Below are 11,231 nucleotides of genomic sequence, written 5' to 3' on the forward strand. Positions count from 1 at the left end.
GACGCGGTCGGCCGCGTCCTGGTCCACCGCATCGCGCTCCACCGGGTCGCGGCAGTCACGATCCGGTGGAGCGTCGGCTCACTGATCGTCGCGGTGGGCGTGTGGTCTAGCGGATTCCTGCCGGACAGGTGCAGACGGCTTGGTGACGCGGGAGGGACGGGAGGGAGGCGAGCTGGGCGAATGCCCGGGGTGTGGCCAGGGTGGTGGGGCCGTCGAGCATGTTCAAGTTGCGGGCGAAGCGTATGAAAAGGGCGGGGTGGTGGGGCAGGCGCGCGGTGAGGGCTGCGAGGTAGCGGGTGGCGATGCGCGTGCCCAGGGGTGCGGTGGTGGACTGCCAGGCGCGGTCGGCGGAGGTGTTGAGGAGCCACGGGCCACGGGCGAGGGCGGCGGCCTGTCGCTGGAACGCCGGACCCAGCCGGTCCAGTGTGCTGGGCGTGCCCTTGGCGCGCATCGTGTCCGCGTGGCGGGTGAGAAGGGTGTCGAGGAGTTTGGCCTGCCGGGCGGCGACGGTCATTCCCTGTGCGTAGACGGGGTTGAGTGCGCAGATGCTGTCGCCGAGGGCTATCAGCCGTCCGGGCCAGCGGGACATGCGGTCGTAGCGGTGCCAACGGTTGACGGTGGAGCGGGTCTGCTTGACGGGGCCCTGGGGTGTGCCGTTGTCGATGATGTGGGCGAAGTCGGGGTTGTCGAGGGCTGCCGCGTACGCGCGAAAGCCGTCCTCGTCGGTGGGTGGGGTGTGGCCGGCCGCACCGATCAGGCCGAGCTGCCACTGGTCGGGGCCGACGCGGGCCGCGACGCCCCCTCGCGGTGCGTGGGGGGCGAGGGTGGGCTGGTAGGAGGCGGACCAGTCCTGGCCCGGGTCTTGTCGGAAGGTGTAGACACGCGAGGCGTAGGTGATCTTTCCGTCGACCACGAGCGTGTCGGGGAGGGGGTAGCCGGCGTCTGCGAGCCAGCGGGGCAGGCGGGTTGCGCGGCCGGTGGCGTCGACGACCAGGTCCGCTCGGATCACTTCCTCCTGCTCCTCACCGGCGCGCGGACGGACCGTCACACCCACGCCGCCCGACCCTTGGTCCAGAAGAATCGTTTCTGCGCGCAGGCCGTAGCGGAAGGCGACCGACGGCAGGGCGGTGACCCTTTCGCGCAGCACCGCTTCCAATGCGGTGCGTGCCACCAGCTGGACGTCGAAGCCGACCGGATCGCGTGATGCCCATCCGGTGGGGAACAGCATGCGGGTGGCTGTGCCGAAGTCCTCGACCGGGCATCCGCGGGCGACGAGTTCTTCGCGGAGCCCGGGGAAGAACCCCTCCAGGTGTTCGGCGCCGCGGGCCAGCAGGGCGTGGGGATGGTGGGCCTGCGGGACGCCGGGGCGGGTCGCGGGCTCGCCGGGCGCCGGGGGCGGGTCGCGTTCGATGACGGTGACGTGGCGGAAATGCCCGGCCAGGACGCGGGCGGCCAGCAGGCCCGCGTAACCGCCGCCCAGGACCACGACCCTGTCCCAGGCCGGTGGTGGCGCCGCGGAGCTGGGTTCACTGTCCCCGGGACCCGGTCGCGGTACCGCCGGCCTGGTCACGGGGTTCTCTCGGTCAGGATCACGTACCCGGCCCGGGGCAGGGCACCACCCGGGTTCACAAGGTCTAACATGCTGTCAGCCATGCCCAGATCTTGTCAGAGCGTAGTCAAAGGGAAACGGCGTAAAGGAGCCAACCCTCACCGTCGCAAGCACGCCAAGCGCACGGCCGGTGGCCGGGCGGACACACACGAGGCCGATCGATCCGGAACCCATGCCGGACGTGGTTTCTTTCCCTCCGGAGCACGTGGCGGAGAAGCCACTGCTGACCTCCGTCCAGGAGGAGTCGACCCTTCGGAGGCGAACCGGAGGCGGACCGGAGGCAGAATGGTCCGGTGCCGCCGGCTCGAACGCCTGCTTGAGCCGCGCTGGTTGCGGCATACCGACATCACGGTCATGCCGATGGAGACGGAGGAGCACACGGGTCCCGGCGGTTCGCACCGGCCCCTTGAGCTCAAGGACAAGAACTGCGGGGAGAGACATGAACAGCACCGAGCCGACCTGGTTCAGAGGCAGCGACAGCACCGACGACGGTCCTGATCGCGTCGAGGTCGCGGCCTCTCCCGCCCCCCTCCACGTACGCGACTCCCAGCAGCTTTCCGGCCAAAGTCCCCGGCCCGGGTTCGGCACGGCCGCCCGGCCGGACTTCGCCACGTCCGCAACGGAGGCCTGAGCCATGTCCGTACCACCGGCCGTACGGGTCAAGGCCTTCGACCACCTCGTCCTCAACGTCGGGGACGTCGAGCGGGCCATCGCGTTCTACTGCGGGCCGCTCGGTCTGGAGCCCGTCCGGGTCGAGGAGTGGCGGGCGGGGAAGGTGCCGTTCCCCTCGGTCCGGGTCAGCCCGACCACGATCATCGACCTGCTCGACCGTCCGCGCGGCGAGTCGAACGTGGACCACATCTGCCTCGTCGTCGATCCTCTCGACTGGCAGGAGGTCATCGCCTCCGGGGTGTTCACGGTGCGGGAGGGCCCGGTGCCCCGCTTCGGGGCCCGGGGCGCGGCCACCTCGATCTACGTACTCGACCCGGACGGCAACACGGTCGAGCTGCGCTGGTACCCGCAGGACGCGGACGCGTAGGACGGACGCGTAGGACGGACGCGTAGGGCAGGCGCGTAGGGCAGGCGGGCCCACGCACGGAACGGACGGGCGGTGAGGCGTCTCGCGGGACGCCTCGCCGCCCGTGAACCTTTCCGGCCGCTGCGGACAACAGGGGTGACAGCCACACCGACCGACCCACCCCAGGAGGCGCAGTGACCGGACCACCTCCGGCCCGCCCCGGCACCGAACACGAGGGCCGGGCGAGAGACGACGCGGACGTCATCACGCAATCCCTCGACGAGCCCGAACTGTTCGCCGGGCTGTACGACCGGCACGCCCCGGACATCCACCGCTACGCCGCCCGCCGCCTCGGGGAGGGCGCGGCGGACGACATCACGGCGGAGACGTTCCTCATCGCGTTCCGTACCCGGGACCGCTACGACACCGCCCACCGGCTGGCCCGGCCCTGGCTGTACGGCATCGCCGCCAACCTGATCGGCAAGCACCGCCGTACCGAGGTCCGCGCGCTGAAGGCGCTGGCCCGGACGGGCCACGACCCGGTCGCCGCGTCCTGGAGCGACCGCTCGGACGACCGGCTGGCCGTCCAGGCCCCCCTGGCGGGGGCGCTGGCCTCGCTCTCCCCCGGCGACCGGCACGTCCTGCTGCTCGTCGCCTGGGCGGACCTCGGCTACCAGGAGGTGGCCGAGGCGCTGCGGATACCGCTGGGCACGGTCAGATCCCGGCTGAACCGGGCCCGCCGCAAGGTCCGCGAGGCCCTGAGCACCGATCCCGCGTTCACCTCGGCGCTCGACACATCGCCCGCCATGGCCGGACAGGAGTTGAACCCGTCATGGACGAAATGACCCAGCTGCGCGAGCTGCGCGCCGACGCCCCCCTACCCGGCCGCGCCGCCCTCGCCCCCGGCCGCGAACGCCTGACCGACGCCATCGCGGGCAGGAACCGCCGTACCCGCGGGCTGCGGGCCGACTGGCGGGTCGCCTCGCTCGGCGCGGTGGTGGCGATCGCCGCGTCGGCGTTGTTCATCACCCAGATCGTGGACACCCCCGCGCCCAGGCCGTCGGCTCCGGCGACCGTGGCGGGCGACCTCGACCTGTCCAGTCCGGCCGCCGCCCTGGGCCGCGCCGCCGACTACCTGGACCGGCAGGAGGTGCCGCCGGAGCCACGCCCCGACCAGTGGATCTACTTCTGGGAGGTCGGCGGAGTGCCGGCCCAGCCGACCAGGAAGGACGGGTCGGAACCCGAGGTGAAGGGCACCATGGAAGTGCCGGATCCCGCGCCCTCCTGGATCCCGTACGACGACAAGGCCGCGGAGGAAGACGAGTCCGACACCGACTACCGCACCGCCCGCGAGTCCTACCGGATCGCCGCGGGGCTGCCGGAGGCCCCCGAGGCGCTCCTCGCGGAACTGCGGAAGGTCTTTCCCACGGGCAGCGGTACGGACGGCCCCCCCGAAGCCAAGGACGAGCACAGTTTCCGCGCCCTGTCCGTCCTGCTGAAGTCGTACCCCCTCCCGCCCGACGCGCTGGCCCGCATCTACCGGGCGATGGCCACGGTCGACGGCGTCAAGGTGACCGACCACCTGATCCGGGACGCCTCCGGCCGCCAGGTCATCGCCGTGACCCGCCAGTACGACGGGCAGGATATCCGGCGCGAGATCCTCATCGACCCGGTCGGCTACGGCTACGCGGGACAGCGCGAGCTGGTCACCAGGACACACGACGTCGCCACACCCGGCGGGCCCGATCCCACCATGGTCTACAAGCGCGGCGACCTCCTGATCGACGGCGCGAGGACCAAGGCCGCCGTCGTCGACGCCAAGGGCCAGAAGCCCTGACCGTACGGCTCGCACAGAACTCGGGCGAGGGCCCGGTGTCCGGCACAGGGGAGCGGACACCGGGCCCGCGGCCGTCCAGGGGCCAGCCCCCAGGCACCCAGGCACCCAGGCACCCAGGCACCCACGTGACCGACCCCACCCCCCACTCCGTTGAAACTCCCGCAACAATGAACAGGTGATCACCTCACCCGCACGGAGCCCCCACCGTCGCACCGAGCACGCGCCGACCCCCTACGTCGACCTCTCGCGCGACGAGTGGAGCGCACTGCGGGACAAGACCCCGCTGCCGCTGACCGCCGACGAGGTGGAGCGGCTGCGGGGACTCGGGGACGTCATCGACCTGGACGAGGTACGGGACGTCTATCTGCCGCTCTCCCGGCTGCTCAACCTGTACGTCCAGGCCACCTCCGGGCTGCGCGGCGCGCTGAACACCTTCCTCGGGGACGCCGGGAACGGGCACGGGGCGCAGCGCGGCACCCCGTTCGTCATAGGGGTCGCGGGCAGTGTCGCCGTCGGCAAGTCGACCAGCGCCCGTATCCTCCAGGCGCTGCTGGCCCGCTGGCCCGAGCACCCGCGCGTCGAACTGGTGACCACAGATGGGTTCCTGCTGCCGATGAAGGAGCTGCGGGCGCGCGGGCTGACGTCCCGCAAGGGGTTCCCGGAGTCCTACGACCGGCGCGCCCTGACCCGCTTCGTCGCCGACATCAAGGCGGGGAAGGACGAGGTGACCGCGCCCGTCTACTCGCACCTCATCTACGACATCGTCCCCGGTGAACGGCTCACCGTGCGCCGCCCCGACATCCTCATCGTCGAGGGCCTCAACGTCCTCCAGCCCGCGCTGCCCGGCAGCGACGGCCGGACGAGGGTCGGGCTCGCCGACTACTTCGACTTCAGCGTGTACGTGGACGCACGCGCCGAGGACATCGAGACCTGGTACCTGAACCGCTTCCGCACGCTGCGCGCCACGGCGTTCCAGGACCCCTCCTCGTACTTCCGCAAGTACACCCAGGTCTCCGAGGAGGAGGCGCTGGACTACGCGCGCACCATGTGGCGGACCATCAACAAGCCGAATCTGCTGGAGAACGTCGCTCCGACGCGCGGCCGTGCCACCCTGGTGCTCCGCAAGGGGCCGGACCACAAGGTCCAGAAGCTGTCCCTGCGCAAGCTCTGACCCTGACCGGTCCGACCACCCCGACTACCTCCAACCACTCCCACGCGCCCCAGCCACCCCAACCACTCCAACGACTCCAACCGACCCGGAAGGGCTGCTGCCCGCGTGCTGCACCTGCGTCTGATCGTGCCCGCCGACACCACGGACCAGGTCGTCGCCCTGCTGGAGTCCACCGTCGGCACCGCCCACCTGGTCATCCTGCCGGGCGCCGCCCGCTCCCCCGCCGGTGACGTGGTGATGTGCGACGTGGCGCGCGAGGCCGGCGACGAGCTGATCGGTGCGCTGCGCCGCCTCGGCATCGACAGGTCCGGGTCGATCACCATGGAGAACATGGAGCTGACCCTCTCCGACCACGCCGACCGGGCGGAGGAGGAGGCTCCGGGCGAGGGCGCCGACGCGGTGCTGTGGGAGGAGCTGACGGAGGCGACGCACGAGGAGTCGACGTTCTCCGTCACCTACGTCTCCTTCCTCGCCCTCGCCACCATGCTCGCCGCCTGCGGGGTGATGCTCGACAACGCGGTGCTGATCGTGGGCGCGATGGCGGTCGGCCCGGAGTTCGGCCCGCTGGCCGGGATCTCCACGGCCCTGGTGCAACGCGCCCCGCGCCTGGTGGCGCGGTCGCTGTGGGCCCTGATCGGCGGCTTCGCCCTGGCGATGCTGATCACCGCGGGCTTCGCCTGGCTGATGGACGCCTTCGGCCTCTTCAACAGCGGGATGATCGACAAGCCCCGGCCCAACACCGGGTTCATCTGGCACCCGGACTGGATGTCGTTCGTCGTGGCGTTCCTCGCGGGCATCGCCGGGACGCTCTCGCTCACCTCCGCCAAGTCCGGGGCGCTGATCGGGGTGGCGATCTCGGTGACGACCGTCCCGGCCGCCGCCAACGCTGCCGTCGCGTTCAGCTACTCCGACTACCAGCAGACGGTCGGCTCCGGGCAGCAACTGCTCGCCAACCTCGGCGGGATCATCCTCGCGGGCACGCTGACGCTGCTGCTCCAGAAGGGCCTGTGGAAGATCCGGCGCGCACGGAAGCCCCCGGCGAGCACGCCAGGAGCTGCCGTACGGGCATGACCCACCGGGCCGCCTCTTCCTGCTGGTGCGAACCGTGCGGGGGCGGTGTAGAGAGGAGGCATGTCCCAGCGCCGCGCAGGACCCCGCCCCCGGTGGGGGCTGGTCGCCATCCCGATCGCGTGGATCGTCGCGGTGTTGGTGATCGACGTCCTCGCGCCGCCCGATATCCACCTCGGCCCGCTGCTCGTCGCGGCCCCGGCACTCACCCCGTCGCTCGGCGGTCCCAGGGCAGTGGCTCTGGTCGCGGCGCTGGCCGTCATCGCGCAGACGGCCATCGGAGTGCTCCGCGATCCTCATGACCTGCTCTCGGCCAACCACGAGGCACAGATCATCGCCCTGATCCTGGTCGGCACGAGCCTGGTGATCTTCTGCGTCCTGCGGGAGCGCCGCGAGAAGGAACTGACGCAGGTCCGGTACGTGTCCGAGGTCGCCCAGCACGTGGTCCTGCCACCGCTGCCCAGGAAGCTCGGCCCCCTGCGCGCCTCCGCCCTCTACCTCGCCGCGGAGGCCGAGGCCCGGATCGGCGGGGACCTGTACGCGGCGGCACGCACCACCTCAGGGACCCGGCTGATCGTCGGCGATGTCCAGGGCAAGGGAATGACCGCGGTCAACGACGCCGCCCTGCTGCTCGGGGCGTTCCGCGTCGCCGCCCACCGCCAGGCGGACCTGGCCGAGCTGGTGACCTACCTCGACCGGAGCGTGTGCTGGGACCTGATGGAACCGGGCGAGACGAGCCGCTTCGGAGAGACGTTCATCACCGCCACCGTCCTGGACATCCCCGACCGGGACGGCCCGGTCCGGATGATCTCCTGCGGGCACCCGCCACCGGTCGTCCTGCGCGACGGCCGCCCGACGACAGTGGACGTCCGTCGCCCCGCGCCCCCGCTGGGCCTGGGCGAACTGACGCATCCTCGCTACCCCGTCGACGACTTCCCGTTCGAGCCGGGAGACCTCCTGCTGCTGTACACGGACGGCGTCACCGAGGCCCGCGACACCGACGGCACCTTCTACCCGCTCACCGACCGCATCACCGGCTGGAGCGAGAACGACCCCGACGCCTTCCTCGAACGCATCCGGCGCGACCTGCTGCGCCACGTCGGCGGACACCTCAACGACGATGCCGCCATGGTCGTCGTCACACGCCCCGCCCGCCCCCGGACGTGACCACGCGACCACCCGGCACCGCAGGCACCTCGTGCACCTCATGCACCTCATGCACCTCATGCACCTCATGCACCTCATGCACCTCATGCGGAAAGCCCCCGGCGACCACGTGGATTCCCGTGGTCGCCGGGGGCTTCCCGCAAGCGGGTGGATCGCCGGGGCTCAGCCCAGCGCGGACTTCACCACATCGGCGAGCCGGCCCGCGACGGCCCGCGCCTGCTCGATGTCGGCGGCCTCGACCATGACCCGCACCAGCGGCTCCGTGCCCGACTGGCGCAGCAGTACGCGCCCGGTCTCGCCCAGCTCGCGCTCCGCCTCGACGACCGCGGTGGCCAGCTCGGACGAGGTGGTCACCCGGGTCTTGTCGACGTCGGGGACGTTGATGAGGACCTGCGGCAGGCGCTGCATGACCCCCGCCAGCTCGGCGAGGCCCCGGCCCGTGGCGGCGACGCGGGCCGCCAGCATCAGGCCGGTCAGCGTGCCGTCGCCGGTCGTGGCGTGGTCCAGGACGATGACGTGCCCGGACTGCTCGCCGCCGAGCGCGAAGCCCTCGGCCTTCATCGACTCCAGGACGTACCGGTCGCCGACCGCCGTCTGGACGAGCCGGATGTTCTCGCGCTCCATGGCCAGCTTGAAGCCGAGGTTTGACATCACGGTGCCGACGACGGTGTCCTTGCGCAGCTGACCGGCGTCCCGCATCGCGAGGGCCAGCACGGCGAGGATCTGGTCGCCGTCGATCTCCTCGCCCGCCGCGTCCACGGCGAGGCAGCGGTCGGCGTCGCCGTCGTGCGCGATGCCGAGGTCGGCCCCGTGCTCGACGACGGCGGCGCGCAGCAGCCCCAGGTGGGTGGAGCCGCAGCCGTCGTTGATGTTCAGGCCGTCCGGGTCCGCCCCGATGGTGACGACCTCGGCCCCGGCCCGCGCGAACGCCTCGGGCGAGACCCGGGCGGCGGCGCCGTGCGCCTCGTCCAGAACGACCTTGAGGCCGTCGAGCCGGTTGGGCAGGACGCCGATGAGGTGGGCGACGTACCGGTCGAAGCCCTCCGTGTAGTCGGTGACCCGGCCGACGCCGGCGCCGGTCGGGCGGGTCCACGGCTCACCGGTTCGGTGCTGCTCGTAGACCGTCTCGATCCGGTCCTCCAGCTCGTCGGCCAGCTTGTGGCCGCCGCGCGCGAAGAACTTGACGCCGTTGTCGGGCATCGCGTTGTGACTGGCGGAGAGCATCACGCCGATGTCCGCGCCGAGCGATCCGGTCAGATACGCCACGGCGGGCGTCGGCAGGACGCCGACGCGCAGCACGTCCACCCCGGCGCTGGCCAGGCCCGCCACGACGGCGGCCTCCAGGAACTCTCCGGAAGCCCGCGGATCACGCCCGACCACGGCGGTCGGGCGATGGCCCGCGAAGGTGCCTGCCTCGGCGAGTACGTGCGCCGCCGCGACCGAGAGACCGAGCGCGAGCTCGGCCGTCAGATCGGCGTTGGCGACACCGCGTACTCCGTCCGTACCGAAGAGTCGTCCCACTGGTGTCCTCCGAAGTGCTCCGAAACCACAAACCACTGCACAGCAATCGAACTGAGCAACCAAACAACGAAAGCAAAGAAAAAACGCACAACCGCAGAAAGGCACGTCGGACGGCATGGCGCGGCCAGCCTGCCGGATACGCGACGGCGCTCACCGGACCAGGATCCCGTCCGGGCCGATGAACGTCTTATGCCGTTATACGCCCGCGGGGGCTGATAAACGAACGCCCCAGCGGCACAGAGTGTGCCGCCGGGGCGAACGTGACAGTCGAGCAGGCGATATTTAGCGCTTGCTGTACTGCGGGGCCTTACGGGCCTTCTTGAGACCGGCCTTCTTGCGCTCGACCGCACGGTCGTCGCGGGAGAGGAAGCCGGCCTTCTTCAGCGTGGCGCGGTTGTTGTCCACGTCCGCCTCGTTCAGCGAGCGGGCCACACCGAGGCGCAGGGCACCGGCCTGACCGGAGACACCGCCACCCGAGATACGGGCCACGACGTCGTAGCGACCGTCGAGCTCGAGAACCTTGAAGGGCTCGTTGACTTCCTGCTGGTGCACCTTGTTGGGGAAGTAGTCCTCAAGGGTGCGACCGTTGATCTTCCACTTGCCGGTGCCCGGGATGATCCGGACGCGGGCGATGGCGTTCTTGCGACGGCCAAGGCCGGCCGCGGGCTGCGGGTCGCCGAAGCGGCCGGCGAGCGACTCGGAGGTGTACTCACCCTCGACGGGGACCTCGGACTCGAAGGTGGTCACCTCGGCGAAGGTCTCCTCGCCCTCGGTGCCCTCGATGGGGGTCTCAACAGTGGTCTCGGCCACGATTCTCCTCAGATCTTTCTGTATGTCTTAGGGGTGGCCGGAGCTACTGCGCGACCTGGGTGATCTCGAACGGGACCGGCTGCTGAGCAGCGTGCGGGTGCTGGTCGCCCGCGTAGACCTTGAGCTTCGAGATCATCTGACGGCCCAGGGTGTTCTTGGGGATCATGCCCTTGATGGCCTTCTCGACGGCCTTCTCGGGGTTCTTCGAGAGCAGCTCGTCGTAGCGCACCGAACGGAGACCGCCCGGGAAGCCCGAGTGGCGGTACGCCATCTTCTGGGTCTTCTTGTTGCCGGACAGGTGAACCTTGCCGGCGTTGATGATGATGACGAAATCGCCCATGTCCATGTGGGGGGCGTAGATCGCCTTGTGCTTGCCTCGGAGGAGGTTCGCAGCCGTGGTGGCCAGACGGCCCAGGACGATGTCCTGAGCGTCAATGATGTGCCACTGGCGCGTGACATCGCCGGGCTTGGGGCTGTACGTACGCACTTCGCAGCCTTCGCTTCTTCAGTGGATGGGATCCAGACACACGGCACCTCTGAAGCGATCATGCAGCTGGGGCTCGCAATGCCGGGACACTGCCCGTATGCGAGTCACTGGTAACTGCTCCAGGGAACCTACGTAAGGCCCTTCGCGTGAGAACGACGAAGCCAATACGTATAACAAACCCGAAGCCTACCGGGGAGCCCCCGCACGGGTCAAAACGCCCCTGCTGAACCACCCCGAACGCACCCACCCAGCCGGCCCCACCAACGCCCGAGACGACCTACCCACCCTCGCCGCACCTTCCCAGCCCCGCCGCACCCGCCCAGCCCCGCCGGCGCTTGAGGCCACCTTTCCCACCCCCGCCGCACCTTCCCAGCCCCACCGCACCCGCCCAGCCCCGCCGGCGCTTGAGGCGACCCTTCCCAGCCCCGCCGGCGCTTGAGGCGCGGGGGCCCGGGGGCAGCGCCCCCGCGACGGCGCCGCACGGCACCCCCCCCCCCCCCCCCCCCCCCCCCCCCCCCCCCCCCCCCCCCCCCCCCCCCCAAC

Annotated in this window: 11 protein-coding genes; 7 read left to right on the top strand and 4 right to left on the bottom strand. The window is 71.0% G+C overall.

Annotated elements, in window-relative coordinates:
- Positions 1 to 106: 106 nt before the first annotated feature.
- A complete protein-coding gene (locus ACZ60Q_RS31570) occupies positions 107 to 1,486 on the bottom strand; it encodes an FAD-dependent oxidoreductase (protein ID WP_469640981.1) in 1,380 nt (459 codons plus the stop codon).
- Between the two features lie 562 nt (positions 1,487 to 2,048).
- On the opposite strand from ACZ60Q_RS31570, the gene ACZ60Q_RS31575 reads away from it, so the two are divergent.
- The 7 genes from ACZ60Q_RS31575 (at position 2,049) to ACZ60Q_RS31605 (ending at position 7,870) form a co-directional block, all read left to right on the top strand.
- Positions 2,049 to 2,240, top strand: a complete 192-nt coding sequence (locus ACZ60Q_RS31575) for a DUF397 domain-containing protein (protein WP_469640982.1) — start codon at positions 2,049 to 2,051, stop codon at positions 2,238 to 2,240.
- A gap of 3 nt (positions 2,241 to 2,243) precedes the next feature.
- Entirely contained in the window at positions 2,244 to 2,648 is a 405-nt protein-coding gene (locus ACZ60Q_RS31580; RefSeq protein WP_469640983.1) for a VOC family protein, read from the top strand.
- 173 nt (positions 2,649 to 2,821) lie between these two features.
- Complete coding sequence (locus ACZ60Q_RS31585) at positions 2,822 to 3,472, top strand: RNA polymerase sigma factor (protein ID WP_469640984.1); 651 nt, start codon at positions 2,822 to 2,824, stop codon at positions 3,470 to 3,472.
- Complete coding sequence (locus ACZ60Q_RS31590; RefSeq protein ID WP_469640985.1) at positions 3,460 to 4,464, top strand: CU044_5270 family protein; 1,005 nt, start codon at positions 3,460 to 3,462, stop codon at positions 4,462 to 4,464. The genes ACZ60Q_RS31585 and ACZ60Q_RS31590 overlap by 13 nt, the downstream gene beginning before the upstream one ends.
- A 175-nt stretch (positions 4,465 to 4,639) precedes the next feature.
- Complete coding sequence (gene coaA / locus ACZ60Q_RS31595; protein WP_469640986.1) at positions 4,640 to 5,635, top strand: type I pantothenate kinase; 996 nt, start codon at positions 4,640 to 4,642, stop codon at positions 5,633 to 5,635.
- A gap of 105 nt (positions 5,636 to 5,740) precedes the next feature.
- A complete protein-coding gene (locus ACZ60Q_RS31600; RefSeq protein WP_469640987.1) occupies positions 5,741 to 6,706 on the top strand; it encodes a DUF389 domain-containing protein in 966 nt (321 codons plus the stop codon).
- Between the two features lie 60 nt (positions 6,707 to 6,766).
- Positions 6,767 to 7,870, top strand: a complete 1,104-nt coding sequence (locus ACZ60Q_RS31605) for a PP2C family protein-serine/threonine phosphatase (protein WP_469640988.1) — start codon at positions 6,767 to 6,769, stop codon at positions 7,868 to 7,870.
- 162 nt (positions 7,871 to 8,032) lie between these two features.
- Here ACZ60Q_RS31605 and glmM read toward each other — a convergent pair whose 3' ends face one another.
- The 3 genes from glmM to rplM all read right to left on the bottom strand — a co-directional run bounded on the left by glmM (position 8,033) and on the right by rplM (position 10,688).
- The gene (gene glmM, locus ACZ60Q_RS31610; protein WP_469640989.1) at positions 8,033 to 9,391 is read right to left on the bottom strand and encodes a phosphoglucosamine mutase; all 1,359 of its coding nucleotides are present in this window, start codon (positions 9,389 to 9,391) and stop codon (positions 8,033 to 8,035) included.
- A gap of 282 nt (positions 9,392 to 9,673) precedes the next feature.
- Positions 9,674 to 10,201 (bottom strand): 30S ribosomal protein S9, encoded by a 528-nt coding sequence (gene rpsI / locus ACZ60Q_RS31615; protein ID WP_363067032.1) that lies wholly within the window; start codon positions 10,199 to 10,201, stop codon positions 9,674 to 9,676.
- A gap of 43 nt (positions 10,202 to 10,244) precedes the next feature.
- Positions 10,245 to 10,688: a 50S ribosomal protein L13 gene (rplM, locus tag ACZ60Q_RS31620; protein ID WP_469640990.1), complete on the bottom strand. Its 444-nt coding sequence runs from the start codon at positions 10,686 to 10,688 to the stop codon at positions 10,245 to 10,247.
- Between the last annotated feature and the right edge of the window lie 543 nt (positions 10,689 to 11,231).

The organism is Streptomyces sp. NPDC104313, assembly GCF_055583985.1.